At 66.2% G+C, this 15,757-nt stretch carries 14 protein-coding genes, 1 tRNA gene and 1 pseudogene; 11 read left to right on the top strand and 5 right to left on the bottom strand.

The annotated features are described in order from the left end of the window. From VE759_RS13810 to VE759_RS13800, 3 genes are all read left to right on the top strand, one after another. Complete coding sequence (locus tag VE759_RS13810) at positions 1-1,878, top strand: alpha/beta hydrolase family protein (RefSeq protein WP_324933219.1); 1,878 nt, start codon at positions 1-3, stop codon at positions 1,876-1,878. 94 nt (positions 1,879-1,972) lie between these two features. Next, positions 1,973-2,179 (top strand): hypothetical protein, encoded by a 207-nt coding sequence (locus VE759_RS13805; RefSeq protein WP_324933217.1) that lies wholly within the window; start codon positions 1,973-1,975, stop codon positions 2,177-2,179. A gap of 42 nt (positions 2,180-2,221) precedes the next feature. After that, entirely contained in the window at positions 2,222-2,377 is a 156-nt protein-coding gene (locus VE759_RS13800) for a DUF6131 family protein (protein ID WP_324933215.1), read from the top strand. 19 nt (positions 2,378-2,396) lie between these two features. Here VE759_RS13800 and VE759_RS13795 read toward each other — a convergent pair. Beyond that, positions 2,397-2,996 (bottom strand): annotated as a pseudogene (locus VE759_RS13795) (TetR/AcrR family transcriptional regulator); the annotation flags it as partial. Between the two features lie 64 nt (positions 2,997-3,060). Between VE759_RS13795 and VE759_RS13790 the strand changes: the two are divergent. The 6 genes from VE759_RS13790 (at position 3,061) to VE759_RS13765 (ending at position 11,409) form a co-directional block, all read left to right on the top strand. Continuing rightward, a complete protein-coding gene (locus VE759_RS13790; RefSeq protein WP_324933214.1) occupies positions 3,061-4,635 on the top strand; it encodes a carboxyl transferase domain-containing protein in 1,575 nt (524 codons plus the stop codon). Positions 4,636-4,643: 8 nt separating this feature from the next. Continuing rightward, positions 4,644-6,626, top strand: coding sequence for an acetyl/propionyl/methylcrotonyl-CoA carboxylase subunit alpha (locus VE759_RS13785; RefSeq protein ID WP_324933213.1), 1,983 nt, complete (start codon positions 4,644-4,646; stop codon positions 6,624-6,626). Between the two features lie 10 nt (positions 6,627-6,636). Next, positions 6,637-7,809 carry an acyl-CoA dehydrogenase family protein gene (locus tag VE759_RS13780; RefSeq protein ID WP_324933212.1) on the top strand — a complete coding sequence of 391 codons (1,173 nt, stop codon included), beginning with the start codon at positions 6,637-6,639 and terminating at the stop codon, positions 7,807-7,809. Positions 7,810-8,040: 231 nt separating this feature from the next. Further along, positions 8,041-9,123: a pyruvate dehydrogenase (acetyl-transferring) E1 component subunit alpha gene (gene pdhA, locus VE759_RS13775; protein WP_324933211.1), complete on the top strand. Its 1,083-nt coding sequence runs from the start codon at positions 8,041-8,043 to the stop codon at positions 9,121-9,123. Between the two features lie 82 nt (positions 9,124-9,205). Further along, positions 9,206-10,207 (top strand): alpha-ketoacid dehydrogenase subunit beta, encoded by a 1,002-nt coding sequence (locus tag VE759_RS13770; RefSeq protein WP_324933262.1) that lies wholly within the window; start codon positions 9,206-9,208, stop codon positions 10,205-10,207. Continuing rightward, positions 10,204-11,409, top strand: coding sequence for a dihydrolipoamide acetyltransferase family protein (locus VE759_RS13765; protein WP_324933208.1), 1,206 nt, complete (start codon positions 10,204-10,206; stop codon positions 11,407-11,409). Before VE759_RS13770 ends, VE759_RS13765 begins: the two co-directional genes overlap by 4 nt. 26 nt (positions 11,410-11,435) lie before the next feature. Here the strand turns inward: VE759_RS13765 and VE759_RS13760 are convergent, their stop codons facing one another. After that, positions 11,436-12,188, bottom strand: a complete 753-nt coding sequence (locus VE759_RS13760; RefSeq protein WP_324933206.1) for an enoyl-CoA hydratase — start codon at positions 12,186-12,188, stop codon at positions 11,436-11,438. Between the two features lie 68 nt (positions 12,189-12,256). Here VE759_RS13760 and VE759_RS13755 point away from each other — a divergent pair, with 68 nt between their 5' ends. After that, positions 12,257-13,318, top strand: a complete 1,062-nt coding sequence (locus tag VE759_RS13755; RefSeq protein WP_324933203.1) for a dihydrodipicolinate reductase — start codon at positions 12,257-12,259, stop codon at positions 13,316-13,318. Positions 13,319-13,325: 7 nt separating this feature from the next. On the opposite strand, the gene VE759_RS13750 is transcribed toward VE759_RS13755, so the two are convergent. Then, entirely contained in the window at positions 13,326-13,925 is a 600-nt protein-coding gene (locus tag VE759_RS13750; protein WP_324933200.1) for a class I SAM-dependent methyltransferase, read from the bottom strand. Between the two features lie 203 nt (positions 13,926-14,128). On the opposite strand from VE759_RS13750, the gene VE759_RS13745 reads away from it, so the two are divergent. Further along, complete coding sequence (locus VE759_RS13745; protein ID WP_324933198.1) at positions 14,129-14,686, top strand: LppA family lipoprotein; 558 nt, start codon at positions 14,129-14,131, stop codon at positions 14,684-14,686. Between the two features lie 48 nt (positions 14,687-14,734). Here the strand turns inward: VE759_RS13745 and VE759_RS13740 are convergent, their stop codons facing one another. Continuing rightward, positions 14,735-14,902 carry a hypothetical protein gene (locus VE759_RS13740; RefSeq protein WP_324933195.1) on the bottom strand — a complete coding sequence of 56 codons (168 nt, stop codon included), beginning with the start codon at positions 14,900-14,902 and terminating at the stop codon, positions 14,735-14,737. A gap of 608 nt (positions 14,903-15,510) precedes the next feature. Beyond that, positions 15,511-15,583, bottom strand: a tRNA-Arg gene (locus tag VE759_RS13735). Between the last annotated feature and the right edge of the window lie 174 nt (positions 15,584-15,757).

Below are 15,757 nucleotides of genomic sequence, written 5' to 3'. Positions count from 1 at the left end.
ATGGCCGGACAGCAGGTGCGCGCCAACTACGGCGCGTCGCTGTCCCCGGATGCCACCGCGTTCGCCCACATCGTCGACGATGGCGGCTACCCACGGGCGGTGCAGCGTTTCCTGCGCGGTTGGCGTGCCAGTTCGTCGCGCGATGTGGTGCTGCCGGTCGAGGGACCCGTCACCCGCGTCATCCACTCGGCCGATGGGCATTATCTGGCGTGCGAGGTGGCGCCCGAGGGCGGAACACGCACCCAGGTCTGGGTCGTTACAACAGATCCCGATGACCGCAGGGCATGGCGGATCGATGGCGAGGAGGCAGGCACGGCCGAGCTCGTCGGATGGGACGGCACCCAGGTTGCCACGATCTGCACGGGTGAGGACGGCATCGGCTCGTCGTGCCTGATCGATCCGGCGAGCGGCAATCGGGTTGTGCTGGATCGCCGTTCGGGCGGCAAGCTGGTCGACGCCTGGGCGGGCGCCGCACTGGTGCGGGTTGGCGCGCGTGGCTACCACGAACTGATCATGCTGCACGGGCTGACCGAAATCGCGCTGCTTCCGTCAGATCCCGGCTCTGTCACCGACGCGGGCTTGATCCTCGACGACCACCATCCACGTCGGATCCGGTATGGCCCTACCGGCGAGGAGACCAGGCTTTACTACCCGCACAAGAACTACGGCATGAACAGCGCACAGGGCTACGTTCGGATGCTGATCCGCAGCGACAACGGCTGCGAGCATGCCCGGCTCCTGGAGGTCACCGCGACAGTTGACGGTGTCACGTATCAGGTGGTGGCCGAACGTGCCGGGTGTGACCTCGATGAGTTTGCCGTCAGCGACGACCTGTCGACCGTCGCATTGTTGTGGAATCTGGCCGGCCGCAGCGAGTTACAGATTCTCGAGCTCACCGACAACACATTGCAGGAGCCGATTCCGTTGCCCGGCATGGTGGCAACCGAACTGAGCATCAGCGCCGGTGGTTCGATGGTCGCGATGACCGTCGAAAGCCCGTCGATGCCACGGACTGTCGAGCTTGTCGATCCGCGATCCCGCGAATGGGAACGTATCGATCGCGAGCCCAGCCGCGGGCCGGTCAGTGGCGCGGCGGGCCCAACCCTGGAGACGATCACCACAAGCGACGGGCTGACCTTCACCGGATGGCTCTACCGACCGCCGGTCGGCGCGACGAATATCGGGGCGTTGGTGTATTTGCACGGCGGTCCGGAGGGACAGTCCAGACCCGGCTACAACGAGCTGTTTCCGGAGCTGATCAACAGCGGCATCACCGTGTTCGCTCCCAACGTGAGGGGTTCGGGTGGGTTTGGCAGGTCGTTCATGCACGCCGACGACAAGGAGAAGCGGTTCGGCGCTATCGAGGATGTCGCCGACTGTGCGCGGTTTCTGGTGGACAAGGGTCTCGCCGACCCCAACCGCGTGGCGTGTGCGGGCTGGTCCTACGGCGGCTATCTCACGTTGGCGGCGTTGACGTTTCACCCCGACCTTTTCGCCGCGGGCATCAGCATTTGCGGGATGAGCGACTTGGGCACGTTCTACCGACACACCGAGCCGTGGATCGCCGACGCGGCGTATCCGAAGTACGGCCATCCGGTCAACGACCGCGCGGTGCTCGAGCAGCTGTCACCGCTTCGTCGTGTCGACGCGTTGGCGGCGCCGCTGCTTGTCGTGCACGGGGCACAGGACACCAACGTGCCGGTCACCGAGTCCGAACAAGTGGTCGACGCGCTGCGCGAACGGGGCCGCAACGTGCGGTATCTGGTCTTCCCAGACGACGGTCACGGCATCGTGAAGCGGGAAAACCGCGCGACGCTGGTCAACGCGGTCGCTGATTGGCTACATGCAGCGTTCGTGACGGCGCGCGCCGCTTCGTAACCGGCGGTTTACGCCGCGGTCAATGCGGATGTTTGAGGATGTCCATCATCGGGTAATCGCCCGATAGTCCACTGACGCGGATGGAGGCCCACAAATGAGGCTTGGCGGTGCGGTCGGGGTGATCATCGTCGTGTGGCTGCTGATCGGAGTGCTCGCAGCCTGGCAACGCGGCTATTTCAAGGGCGAGTCGGAGACCTGTGCCACCGGCTCGACAATCGCATTGCAGGTCCTCGCCGGACCGCTGAACTACTTGGGGGTGCGGCCTCAAGTGGCCGATTGCAAGCTGCCGCAACCTAGCTAACGACTGAACACAACCAACCAAATTCACGAACGGAGAGAAACCGTGATCGTTCTCGGAGCAATCCTGCTGATCCTCGGGTTGATCCTCAACATCTATTGGCTTTGGGTGATCGGCGTCATCCTGCTGGTGATCGGCGCCGTGTTCTGGATCCTCGGGTCGGTCGGACGCCCCGTCGGCGGCCGCCGCTACTGGTACTAGCCGACGAGCGGGCAAGTTCGTCGCCTGACATCAGGGCGGCGAGGGTCATCGCCCGCAATATGTCGCGCGAGCGCGTAGGCCCGGCCGGTTTTGCGCTATGCGGCGTGGAGTTGAGCAGACCGAACGCCGCATGCGCCTTCAGCCTGGCCTCTGCTTCGTCGAGGTCGTCGAGCTGACATAACACGTCGACCCACACCTCGACGTACTGGCGTTGCGCCTTGCGCACCTGGCGCTTGGCCGTCGCGGGCAGATGCTGCAGATCGCGATCCTGGATGCGAATCAAATCCGGCTCGCCCAAGGCGAAGTCGAGGTGAAACTCGATCAGCCCGTCGAGCGCCTCGCGGGGATTAGCTGCTCGCGCCGCGACCACGCGGCCACCGTCGAGGAGCCTGGTGCTGACACCGACGAGCAGTTCGACGAGCAGCGCTTCCTTGTTCGGAAAGTGACGGTAGATCGCGGGTCCGCTGACACCGGCCGCTGCGCCGATGTCTTCTAGTCGCACCGCCAGAAATCCGCGCTCGGCGATCAGCCGCTCGGCCGCGGCGATCAGCTGTGTGCGCCGGTTCGACTTCATCCTGCCGCGCCTCGTGCCGGCTTGGGATACCACGCTGGTAGACATTTCGGTTAATCGTAACTAACATGGCGTCAGTTAGTCGTCATTAACTCGAAACTGGGCGCGGATCGTGGCAACTCGGGCAGCCGATCGTGACGAGCACCTTGGACTCGTCGCGCAGTTGCGCGCCAAACTGGCGGCGGCCGCCCTCGGTGGTCCGAAGCGCGCCCGCGATCGCCACGTCGGTCGGGGCAAGCTGCTGCCCCGCGACCGGGTGGACGGGCTGCTCGACGCGGGCAGCCCGTTCCTGGAACTGGGACCGCTGGCCGCCGACGGCATGTACGACAATGAGTGCCCAGGCGCCGGCATCATCACCGGCATCGGCCGAGTATCCGGTCGCGAGTGCGTGATCGTCGCCAACGATGCGACGGTCAAGGGCGGTACCTACTACCCGATCACGGTGAAGAAGCACCTGCGCGCCCAGGAGATCGCCGCGCAGAACCGGCTGCCCTGCATTTACCTGGTGGACTCCGGCGGTGCCTTCCTGCCCAAGCAGGACGAGGTGTTTCCCGACCGCGAGCATTTCGGGCGCATCTTCTACAACCAGGCCATGATGAGCGCCGCCGGCATTCCGCAGATCGCGGCCGTGCTCGGATCGTGCACGGCGGGCGGCGCCTACGTGCCCGCGATGAGCGACGAGGCGGTAATCGTGCGTAATCAGGGGACGATCTTCCTCGGCGGCCCGCCGCTGGTGAAGGCCGCGACGGGCGAGGTGGTGACCGCCGAAGACCTCGGCGGCGGCGACGTGCACTCGAAGATCTCCGGCGTCACCGACCACCTCGCGCACGACGACCGCGACGCGTTGCGCATCGTGCGCCGGATCGTGTCCACGCTGGGGCCGCGCCAGCCGCTGCTGTGGGACGTGAAGCCGACCGCGGAGCCCATTGCCGACCAGACCGAACTGTACGACGTGGTGCCGACCGATGCGCGGGTGCCCTACGACGTGCACGAGGTGGTCACCCGCATCGTCGACGGCGGTGAATTCGCTGAATTCAAGGCGGATTACGGCAACACGTTGGTGACGGGGTTCGCTCGCATGCACGGCCATCCGGTCGGCATCATCGCGAACAACGGCGTGCTGTTTTCCGAATCGGCTTTGAAGGGCGCACATTTCATCGAGCTGTGCGACAAACGAATGGTCCCGCTGTTGTTCTTGCAGAACATCTCGGGATTCATGGTCGGCCGCGACTACGAGGCCGGTGGCATTGCCAAGCACGGCGCGAAGATGGTGACGGCGGTCGCGTGCGCGCGGGTACCGAAGCTGACCGTGGTGATCGGCGGCTCCTACGGTGCGGGCAACTATTCTATGTGCGGGCGGGCGTATTCTCCTCGCTTCCTGTGGATGTGGCCAAACGCGCGGATCTCGGTGATGGGCGGTGAACAGGCCGCGTCGGTGCTTGCGACGGTCCGTGCCGACGCGCTGCAAGCCGCGGGCACGCCGTGGTCGGCCGAGGAGCAGGAGACGTTCAAGGCTCCGATCCGCGAGCAGTACGAGCACCAGGGCAACCCGTACTACTCCACCGCCAGGCTGTGGGACGACGGGGTGATCGATCCCGCGGACACCAGAACCGTTGTCGGCCTGGCTCTTTCCGTCGTGGGACAAGCCCCGGTTGAATCGGTCTCCTACGGCGTGTTCAGGATGTGAGCCTCAACATGTCCACGGCGAGTTTCGACATCGTGCTGGTGGCCAACCGCGGCGAGATCGCGGTGCGGGTCATCCGAACACTGCGCGCGATGGGTATTCGGTCGGCCGCGGTATACAGTGACGCCGATGCGGGCGCCCGCCACGTCGCCGAGGCTGACGTCGCGGTGCGGATCGGCCCCGCGCCGGCGCGACAGAGTTATCTCAACATCGGCGCGGTCGTCGACGCGGCGCTGCGCACCCGGGCTCAGGCGGTGCACCCCGGCTACGGATTCCTCGCGGAGAACGCGGATTTCGCCGCCGCGCTAGAGGCGGCGGGCGTTGTATTCATCGGGCCGCCCGCATCGGCGATCAAGACAATGGGCGACAAGATCACGGCCAAGGCCACAGTCGGCGCGTTCGGCGTGCCGGTGGTGCCCGGGATCGCCCGCCCTGGGCTCTCCGATGCCGACCTGGTGGCCGCGGCCGGCGAGATCGGCTATCCCGTGCTGGTCAAGCCGTCGGCGGGCGGTGGCGGCAAGGGCATGCGCGTCGTCGAACGAGAATCCGACCTGGCTGCCGCGCTGGCCGGTGCGCGCCGTGAAGCCGCGGCAGCGTTCGGCGACGAGACGCTGTTCCTCGAGCGATACGTGTTGCGGCCCCGCCACATTGAGGTGCAGGTGATGGCGGACCGGTACGGCAACGTGGTGCATCTGGGCGAACGTGAATGCAGCCTGCAGCGGCGTCACCAGAAGGTCATCGAGGAGTCGCCGTCACCGCTTCTCGACGGCGAAACCCGCGCTCGGATCGGGGCGGCGGCGTGCGACACCGCGCGCAGCGTCGACTACACCGGGGCCGGCACCGTCGAATTCATCGTCTCGGCCGACCGGCCCGACGAATTCTTCTTCATGGAAATGAACACCCGTCTGCAGGTCGAGCACCCGGTCACCGAGATGGTCACCGGCACCGACCTGGTCGAGTGGCAGGTCCGCATCGCCGCGGGCGAAAAGCTGCCCGTTGCCCAGGACGACATTCTGTTGTCCGGCCACGCGGTCGAGGCCCGCGTCTACGCCGAGGACCCGGGCAACGGCTTCTTGCCGACCGGTGGGAAGGTGCTCGACGTGATCGAACCGGGCGGCGCCGAGGTCCGCGTCGACTCGGGCCTGACCCCAGGCACCGTCGTCGGCAGCGATTACGACCCGATGCTGGCCAAGGTGATCGCGCACGCCGCCGACCGCGCCACGGCGCTGCGCGGCCTCGACCGTGCCCTTGCCGGCACCGCAGTACTCGGCGTCGTCACCAACATCGAGTTTCTACGTTTCCTGCTTTCCGACGCTGACGTGGCGGCGGGCCGATTGGACACCGGCCTGCTCGACCGCCGACTGCCCGACTTCCGCCCGGCCATGGTGAGTGACGGCCAGTTGATCGCCGCCGCGGCGTACCAGTGGCTACAACGCTGGCACCACGCCGCCGACGATCTGTGGACCAAACCGACCGGGTGGCGACTTGGCGAAGTGGCAGCCAGCTGCATCCGGTTGCGGGCCGGTGACCACACCGTTCATGTGCGAATCACCGGGCGTCCCGAAGCGGCCACCGCGAGGGTCGAGGATGGCGAAACCCATTTCCTCACAGCCATTTTGCGCGATCGAGTGCTCACTTTGTCGCTGGACGGCGTGCGACGCGGCTACGCCGTCGCGGCCGCGGACGGGCAGATCTGGTTGACCGACGACACCGGCACCGCGTGGATCACCGAAGTACAAGAGGCGCCGGTGCGCCCCGACGACGCGCACAGTGGTGACGCGGAGCTGACCAGCCCGATGCCCGGCACCGTCGTCAAGGTCGGCATAAAGGATGGCGCACCCGTCAGCGCCGGCGTCGTGATCGTCACGGTGGAGGCGATGAAGATGGAACACGCGCTTGCCTCGCCGATCGATGGCGTGGCCGAACTACTGGTCGCCGAGGGCGACCAGGTCCAGGTGGGCCAGCCGCTGGCCAGGATCACCGCGAAGGATTGAGAAGGAACTCATGGCTGAACCTCTGGGTTTTCTGGCAACCGCCACGCTGCCCGACCACTACGAACAGCTCGCCAAGACGGTGCGCGATTTTGCGCGCAGCGTCGTGGCGCCGGTGTCGGCCAAGCATGACGCCGAGCACTCGTTCCCCTACGAGGTGGTCGCCGGGATGGCCGACATGGGCCTGTTCGGGTTGCCGTTCCCCGAGGAGTACGGCGGCATGGGCGGCGACTACTTTGCTTTATGCCTGGCGCTCGAAGAGCTCGGCAAGGTCGACCAGAGCGTGGCGATCACGTTGGAGGCCGGGGTCTCGCTGGGCGCGATGCCGGTGTACCGCTTCGGCAATGAGGCCCAAAAGCAAGCATGGCTGCCGCTGCTGGCCAGCGGAAAGGCTCTGGGTGCCTTCGGGCTGACCGAAGCCGGCGGCGGCAGCGACGCCGGCGCCACCAAGACCACCGCGCGCCTCGACGACGGGCACTGGGTGATCAACGGCAGCAAGCAGTTCATCACCAACTCGGGAACCGAGATCACCAAGCTTGTGACGGTCACCGCGGTCACCGGGGACAGCGCCGACGGCGGCAAGGAGATCTCGTCGATCCTGGTGCCCGTCCCGACGCCCGGCTTCACCGCCGAGCCGGCCTACGACAAGGTCGGCTGGAAGGCGTCGGACACCCATCCGTTGACGCTCGACGACGTGCGGGTGCCGCAGGAGAACCTGCTCGGCGAACGCGGCCGCGGCTATGCGAACTTCCTGCGCGTCCTCGACGAGGGCCGGATCGCGATCGCGGCGCTATCGGTCGGCGCGGCGCAGGGCTGTGTCGACGAAAGCATCAGATACGCCAGCCAGCGGGAGGCGTTCGGCCAGCCGATCGTGCGCAACCAGGCGATCGAGTTCAAGATCGCACGGATGGAAGCCAGGGCGCATACCGCGCGCACCGCCTACTACGACGCCGCCGCGCTGATGTTGGCGGGCAAGCCGTTCAAGAAGCAGGCCGCAATCGCCAAGATGGTGGCCTCGGAGGCGGCGATGGACAACGCCCGCGACGCGACTCAGATCCATGGCGGCTACGGCTTTGTCAACGAGTTCACGGTTGCCAGGCACTACCGCGACAGCAAGATTCTGGAGATCGGCGAGGGCACCACCGAGGTGCAGTTGATGGTCATCGCCCGCCAGCTCGGTTTGTAACAAAATGGTTGCTAAACCAGCACCGCAGGTCACGGCGGCGACACGCCTTCGCAGCAGTGCCCGCGAAACGCGAAGTAAGTGGTTGCGAAGGCATAATGGGAAATGCGCCAGTGCTACGGCGGGCCGAGCGGAGACCCCGCTTCGGTCGCCACTTAGGCACCGGTTCGGGTTTGCGGTGACCCTGTGAGACCCGTCGGGCAGTGACGCCGGCCTTGAGCATGAGGAGGCGGCGTGACCGACATTTCGACGACCGTCGAGTTGGAGCCGGTGGGGTTGATCGGCCCCGACGGACGCCCCACGGCGGAGTCCCGGTATGGCCGCGACCTGCCCGAGGAGACCCTTGGTTGGCTCTACGAACTGATGGTCGTCACCCGTGATGTCGACGGTGAGTTCATCAACCTGCAAAGGCAGGGCGAACTGGCGCTGTACGCCTCATGCCGCGGTCAGGAGGCAGCCCAGATCGGCGCAACGGCGTGCCTGCGCAAGACCGACTGGCTGTTCCCGCAATACCGCGAACTCGGTGCGTTTCTGGTGCGCGGCATCACGCCGCCGCAAATGGGCGCGATCTGGCGAGGCGCGTGGCACGGCGGCCTGGAGTTCACCAAGAAATGCTGCGCACCGGTCGCGGTCCCGATCGGCACGCACGGGCTGCACGCGGTCGGCGCGGCAATGGCCGCTCAACGCCTCGGCGAGGACTCCGTCACGGTGACCTACCTCGGTGACGGCGCCACCAGCGAGGGCGACGCACACGAGGCGCTGAACCTGGCGGCGGTGTTCAAGGCGCCGTGCGTGTTTTTCGTGCAGAACAACCAGTGGGCGATCTCGGTGCCGGTCAGCCGCCAACTGGCGGCGCCCTCGATCGCGCACCGTGCGATCGGCTACGGGATGCCGGGCATCCGCGTCGACGGCAACGACGTGCTCGCGTGCTATGCCGTGATGGCGGAGGCCGCCAAGCGAGCCCGCTCGGGGGGCGGCCCCACGCTGATCGAAGCGGTCACGTATCGGCTCGGCGCGCACACCACCTCCGACGACCCGACCCGTTATCGATCCCAAGACGAGCTGGACCACTGGAAGGCGCTCGACCCGATTCCGCGCTATCGCACCTACCTGCAGAGCACCGGCGTGTGGAGCGAACGGTTGGAGCATCGCGTCCAGAGCCGGTCGCAGCGGCTGCGGGCCCAGTTGCGCCAGGCCGTGGTCGGCGCGCCCGACATCGACATCACCGAGATGTTCGACACCGTCTACGCCGACATCACACCGGCCGTTGCGGCCCAGCGGGAGCAGCTGCTGGCCGAGTTGGCGAAGGAGGCGTGAGGTGACGCAGACCATCGAGAGGCACATGGGGACACCGGAGCCCGATCGGGAGCGAAGCGACCCGAGAATCAGCAGCCGCCCGATGCTGACCGCAGTACCGACCGTCGCGGGCTTGACAATGGTGCAGGCGATCAATCGGGCGCTGCATGATGCGATGGCCGCCGACGACCGAGTGCTGGTGTTCGGCGAAGACGTCGCGAAACTCGGTGGAGTATTTCGGGTCACCGATGGCCTCGCCGAAACATTCGGCGAACAGAGGTGTTTCGACACACCATTGGCCGAGTCGGCCATCGTCGGCATCGCGATCGGGTTTGCGCTGCGCGGCTTCGTCCCCGTGCCGGAAATCCAGTTCGACGGATTCTCCTATCCCGCGTTCGACCAAATGGTCAGCCACTTGGCCAAATACCGCATGCGTACCCGCGGCGACGTCGACATGCCGGTGACGATCCGGATTCCGTCGTTCGGCGGGATCGGTGCGGTCGAGCATCATTCGGAGTCGACGGAGTCCTATTGGCTGCACACCGCCGGGTTGAAAGTCGTTGTGCCGTCCACACCGCCGGACGCCTACTGGCTGTTGCGGCATGCGATCGCCAGCCGTGATCCGGTGATCTACCTCGAGCCCAAGCGCCGGTACTGGGGACGCGAAGCCGTCGACACCACCGAGCCCGGGTTGCCGATCGGCCGCGCGGTTGTGCGGCGCACCGGCGAGGACGTCACGGTGCTGACGTACGGAGGGTTGGTGCCCACCGCACTGCGGGCCGCCGACCTGCTCACCGAGCGGTACGGCTGCACGCTCGAGGTGGTGGACCTGCGGTCGCTGAATCCGCTGGACTTCGACACCGTCGCGGACTCCGTCCGCAAGACCGGACGCGCGGTCGTCATGCACGAGGGCGCGCGCACGTTGGGTTTTGGCGCCGAGCTGGCCGCCCGTATCCAAGAGGAGCTGTTCTACGATCTGGAGTCGCCGGTCTTGCGCGCGACCGGATTTGACACGCCTTATCCGCCGGCACGGCTGGAGAAGCTGTGGCTGCCCGGGGTGGACCGGCTGCTGGACTGCGTCGAGAAAGCGCTGCGCCGGCCATGACCAATCAGCACGTGCAGGACTTCCGGGTTCCCGATCTGGGTGAGGGTCTCGAGGACGCCACGATCACGTCCTGGAGCGTCGCGGTCGGCGACCACGTCGAGCTCAACCAGACGCTGTGCATGCTGGAGACCAACAAGGCCGAGGTCGAAATACCGAGTCCATATGCGGGTGAGATCGTCGAACTCGGTGGCGCAGAAGGCGATACGCTTGACGTCGGTTCGGTGCTTGTGCGCATCGAAACGCAAGCCGACCAAACGGCGCGCAAGCCGGTATTGGTCGGGTACGGCGTCGACGACGACATCGACAGCAGCCGGCGAACGGCGATGGGCGGCAGCGCGGCGACGCGGGAACCCAGCCAGCACACCCGGCCGCGCGCCGCGCCGGTGGTGCGCAAGCTTGCGTCCGATCTGGCCATCGATCTGACCAAGTTGCAGCCCGGCTCCGGGGCCGAAGGGGTGATAACTCGCCAGGACGTGCTCGCGGCCGCCGACGCGACCGGGTCCGACGTCGTGCCGGTGCGCGGAATTCGGGCCCGGATGGCCAAGCAGATGCTGTTGTCGCGCACCCGGATTCCCGACGCACATGCCAGCGTCCAGGTGGACTGCACCGACCTGCTGAGGTTGCGCGACCATTTCCGGGATGCCGGCGCGAACGTGACGCCGTTCGTGCTGACCCTGCGGCTCGTGGTGATTGCACTGAGCCACCACCCGGTTATGAACTCGACATGGGCCGATGCGCCCGGCGGCCCGGAGGTCCACACTCACCGCCGCATAAGCCTCGGTTTCGGTGTGGCCACCGATCGAGGTCTGCTGGTTCCCGTGATCGCCGACGCGAAGACCAAGACGACACGCGAGCTGGGCGACTGCGTCGCCCGGCTCATCCATGCCGCCAGGGACGGCACGCTCACCCCGACGCAATTGCAGGGCTCGACGTTCACGGTGTCGAACTACGGCGCGCTCGGAATCGACGACGGCGTGCCGGTGATCAACTACCCGGAGGCCGCGATCTTGGGGATGGGATCGCTCAAGAAACGCGCGGTCGTCGTGGACTGCGCCGCAGGATCCGAAATTGTGGCCCGCCCGACGATGACGGTCACGTGCGCGTTCGACCACCGCATCGCCGACGGCGCTCAAGCCGCCGAATTCCTCGGGGAACTGCGCCGACTCATTGAAGCACCCGAGACCGCGCTGCTCGACCTGTAGCGACTTGCGGTGCGGTGGGCGCTCGGCTACTTGCGCCGTGCCGCGGCCAGCCGCTCGGCGAAGGCAGGTGACTCGAGGGATTCGGCTTGCGGCCCGATCTCGGTGTTGACCGCGAGCGCATGCTGCTCGGAATCCACGCTGCCGGGGTCGATCGTCGCGCGCATAGTGGCTTTGGTCGCGATCACCACGTCGCGTGGCGCGGTGGCAGGCCCGGTCGCGAGTTCGAGCGCGGCGGCCACGGAATCGTCGGCGACACTGAGCGCCAGACCGTGGCGGACCGCGGCGTCGGCGTCGAATCGCATGCCGAACAGCAACGCGGCCCGCGCGACCTGCGGCCCCACGCCACGCTGCAGCATCCATGTCACCCCGCCGCCGGGGTGGATGCCGAGCTGCTGAAACCGCGCGTCGAAAAGCGCTGCACGCCCGGCGATTCGGACATCGCATGCCAGCGCGAGGTTGAGCCCGGCGCCGACGGCCGGGCCGTTGACGGCCGCGATCGTGGGCAGTGAGCAGTCGGCCACGGCGAGGAACCCATCGTAGATCTGACGCAGCCGGTCCTCGGCCGCGGCGCCCAGCGCGCTGAGGTCGGCGCCCGCGCAAAACGCCCGGCCCGCCCCGGTCACCACCACGGCATGCACGCCGGAATCGGCCTCAGCGCGCTGGACCGCCGAGCGCAACCCCTCCGACATCTCACCGGTGAGCGCGTTGCGCCGGTCCGGGTCATTGACGGTGATGACCGCGACGCGGTCAGTGACGTCGAGCAGCACGCGATCGGACATGGGACAACAGTAGTGGAGGTGCGTTCGGGCACTAAGCTGTCTGCGCGCCAGTGGGCAAAGGAGCGGACATGGCATTGCGCGTCATTCAATGGGCTACCGGGTCTGTCGGCAAGGCGGCGGTCGACTGCATCATCAAACACCCGGAACTGGAGCTAGTCGGATGTTGGGTCCATTCGAAGGACAAGCACGGCAAGGATGTCGGTGAGATCGTCGGGACTGGACCGCTCGGTGTCACCGCCTCATCCAACATGGACGAAATCCTGGCGCTGGACGCCGACGCGGTCGTGTACACGCCGTTGATGGGCAGCGTCGACGAGGTAGCCGCGTTGCTGCTATCTGGAAAGAATGTCGTCAGCCCGGTGGGGTGGTTCTATCCGCCCGAGCGCCAGGCCGAGCGCCTGGGTCCCGCCTGTGCGGAGGGCGGCACCAGCCTGCACGGCACAGGCATCCATCCGGGCGGTGTCACCGAGACGTTCTCCTTGATGTTGTCGGCGATGTCGTCGGCGGTCACATTCGTTCGCGTCGAGGAGTTTTCAGACATACGAACCTACGGGGCTCCCGACGTCGTCCGACACATTATGTTCTTCGGCGGAACGCGCGAAGAAGCGGAGCACGGCCCGATGCTCAAGATGATGACCGGGCTCTTCACCCAGTCGTTGGACATGGTGCTGCGGACGCTGGGCCTCGCGGACCGCGCTCAGGTACGCACGGTTCATGGCATCGCGGTGGCCACTGCGCCGATCGATTCGCCGATTGGGCCGATCGAGCCCGGCAGGGTGGCGGGTCAGCGATTCCATTGGGAGGCCGTGGTCGACGGCGAGGTGGTGGTGCGCATCGGCGTGAACTGGCTGATGGGGGAGGAAAACCTCGATCCTGCGTGGACCCTCGGGGGTGAACGCTACGAGATCGAAGTGAAAGGAAACCCGGACGCCTTCGTTACGATCAAGGGCTGGCAACCCGAGACAGTCGAAGAGGGATTGGTGAGCAACCCGGGCGTTGTTGCGACAGCAGCGCACTGCGTGAACTCGGTGCCGTACGTGTGCGCGGCGCCGCCGGGCATCGTGACGTCGTTAGAGCTACCGCTGGTCGCCGGCCGCGCGCACCCCGATCTGCTGGGCCGCGGCGGTTGACAGGCGGTCAGCCGGCAAGTCGCCAGCGCAGCAGGTAGCGGTAGTACAGGCCACGCCGAGTCCATGCGTTCGGCAAAAGGTCCGCGACGATCGACCGGATCTCCGACAGGCTCTCGCGCGGCTCGGCGACCGGTACGCCGATGTCGCGCTTCTCGCCGTTCAGCCATCCCGCGACGCGCGCCGGTGCCATGCTGGCCGCCGACCACGCCCAGTCGCCGATCGACTTGTTCGCCGCGAGGCCGACAACGACGATCTCCCCGCCCGGCGCCAATAGTTCGCGTGCCTTACGCAGCCCGGCGGCCGTGTCCATGTGGTGCAGGCTCGCGACAAACGTGATCAGGTCGATGCGGCGTTCGCCGGGCTGATATTCGGTGAAGTCGACCAGGTGCGCGGTGGCGTTGCGGATCGATGCCAACCGGTCGGCGCCCCGGCCCAATGTCGCCGGATCGGAGTCAATCGCGGTCACGGTCTCGGCGACCGACGCCAGCCGCTGTGCGAGCAAACAGTCGCCGCAGCCCACATCGAGCACATGACCGCGGTGGCTGGCGGCGATGCCGAGCAGCCACGGGTGATACGCGGAGTTGTGGTTCCAGTAGCCGCTGCGCATTGGAGCCAGTCTGCCAACGATGTCCCGGCTCGCCCAAGGCCGGCGACGCCCAGTGCCCTCGGGCATTGGCGCCCCCGGCAGGGATCGGAACCTAACTTATAAGCGTGACTACCCGACAACAAAGTGCTGGCCACGCCGATGATCCACACTCTCTTCCCGCTCGGCCCAGTTTCCTTCCCCCCGAACGCGACCGGAGGTCGATGATGCGCAGTGCCGTGGTGTTGCTGCTCAGCCTGGTGTGCATGCCGGCAGTCGGATGCGGCACAACCAACGGCGGCGACAACAAGGATGGCAGTGTGAGTCCCGAGCAAATCAGCCAACTCGAAAACGAGTTACGGCAGAGACCCCCGTTAGAGGCCGCGCACACGCAATACGAAGCCGCGATTCGTCAGATGGCCGATCGCATCACTGCGCTCGTATCGGGATTGACATGGACACTCGACCAGAACACCTGGACCGGCTGCGGCGGCAACTACGCCCGTACGAGCGGCAAACAGGTGTATCAGATGGCGGTATTCACCGGGCCCATCCCCGAGCAGAATTGGCCCCGAGCCGTCCAAATCGTCAAAGACGGTGCCGCCAGCTACGGCGCTGGGAACTTCGGTGCCGTCAAGGATCAACCGGGCGATCACGACGTTTACATATCCGGCGCCGATGGAGTGCAGTTCCAACTGGCTACCCAGAAGGCTTCCACGCTGACCGCCAAATCGGATTGCCGCCTAAGTCAAACAGATACCCCAACCCCGGCCTCACACCCGTAGTGAGCCTTGCATGGGTGGGCCGACTGGCGCGTGTTGGGATCTGCTGCGTCAGCCGTTCTTGGTCAGCCCGATAACGATCGTCTTGTCCCCACACTGATAGGTGTAGACAAGGGAGCCGCTATCGAGTGCGCCGCTACAGGCCGTGCCGGACTCGGTCCATGACCCGGTGTAGGCATTGCCCTGCAGGTGCAGGTCGTGCGGGGACCCTGACCCCATGTGAATCTGGGTGCAGTCCGGACCGCATGCGGTCAGAGTGACAGGGGCGGTACTCCCGTTCTTTTTTACCCCTGCTCCGTCGATCATGGTTCCGGTGTAGGACCCACTGGGCGGGTCGGCGGATGCCACGCCGGCGAACCCGACTGCAGCGCCAGCAAGCACTGCGCCGACAGCCAGTCTTCGACTAATCGTCGTCATGGCGTTCTCCCTTCCTTGACCCCGACCCCTGTGTCGCCAGGGCGTGACCAGCGGCGTTACCGTGTACGAACGGGAAAGTTACGCCCTCGTCAAGGAAGTCCACAGCAGCTTTACAGATTCGAGTAGTCGACTACTTGCATCCGACAGCAACCCCGATCCGGTGAGACAGCAACCTCAATCCGTGGCTGCACTGACAGATCGACGACCCGTCGTCGATCACCGCCATGACCGCCTGATATCGGTGGTCGGCCACGCTCAACTCCCTCATCTCGGGAGTGTCAAGGATCAGCCGAAGTAGGTGTCAAGCATCAGCCGAAACACTGTCAGGCATCACCCGAAGCAGAAACGTCAAGCATCAGCCGAGGTAATACAGGTGAGTGCGCCCCCGGCAACTGCGCCCCCGGCAACTGCGCCCCCGGCAGGGATCGAACCTGCGACCAACCGCTTAGAAGGCGGCTGCTCTATCCGCTGAGCTACGGAGGCAGCGTCGGAAGTCTATCGAACGGCGGCCGTCGTTCCAGGTCAGCCGCTCACACCACAATCCACTCTCGCGCCGACGGTCCGCGGACTAGCGTGGTTCTCGCACCAGGGGTTCACGGGAGGGTGACCATGCGAACTTCGTTGCGGAGGCTGACATGACCGACGCTGTCGACGCCG

The organism is Mycobacterium sp. (genome assembly GCF_035640695.1).
Lineage (GTDB): Bacteria > Actinomycetota > Actinomycetes > Mycobacteriales > Mycobacteriaceae > Mycobacterium.
This window is presented reverse-complemented; position numbering and strand designations above follow the sequence as displayed.

Bases quoted from the DNA above. Each gene is read 5' to 3' on its own strand.
- VE759_RS13805 (WP_324933217.1), top strand. From the start codon at position 1,973: ATGAGGCTTGGCGGTGCGGTCGGGGTGATCATCGTCGTGTGGCTGCTG.
- VE759_RS13765 (WP_324933208.1), top strand. From the start codon at position 10,204: ATGACCAATCAGCACGTGCAGGACTTCCGGGTTCCCGATCTGGGTGAG.
- VE759_RS13745 (WP_324933198.1), top strand. From the start codon at position 14,129: ATGCGCAGTGCCGTGGTGTTGCTGCTCAGCCTGGTGTGCATGCCGGCA.
- VE759_RS13755 (WP_324933203.1), top strand. From the start codon at position 12,257: ATGGCATTGCGCGTCATTCAATGGGCTACCGGGTCTGTCGGCAAGGCG.
- VE759_RS13785 (WP_324933213.1), top strand. From the start codon at position 4,644: ATGTCCACGGCGAGTTTCGACATCGTGCTGGTGGCCAACCGCGGCGAG.
- VE759_RS13780 (WP_324933212.1), top strand. From the start codon at position 6,637: ATGGCTGAACCTCTGGGTTTTCTGGCAACCGCCACGCTGCCCGACCAC.
- VE759_RS13740 (WP_324933195.1), bottom strand. From the start codon at position 14,902: ATGGGGTCAGGGTCCCCGCACGACCTGCACCTGCAGGGCAATGCCTAC.
- VE759_RS13750 (WP_324933200.1), bottom strand. From the start codon at position 13,925: ATGCGCAGCGGCTACTGGAACCACAACTCCGCGTATCACCCGTGGCTG.
- VE759_RS13760 (WP_324933206.1), bottom strand. From the start codon at position 12,188: ATGTCCGATCGCGTGCTGCTCGACGTCACTGACCGCGTCGCGGTCATC.
- VE759_RS13810 (WP_324933219.1), top strand. From the start codon at position 1: ATGGCCGGACAGCAGGTGCGCGCCAACTACGGCGCGTCGCTGTCCCCG.
- VE759_RS13770 (WP_324933262.1), top strand. From the start codon at position 9,206: ATGCTGACCGCAGTACCGACCGTCGCGGGCTTGACAATGGTGCAGGCG.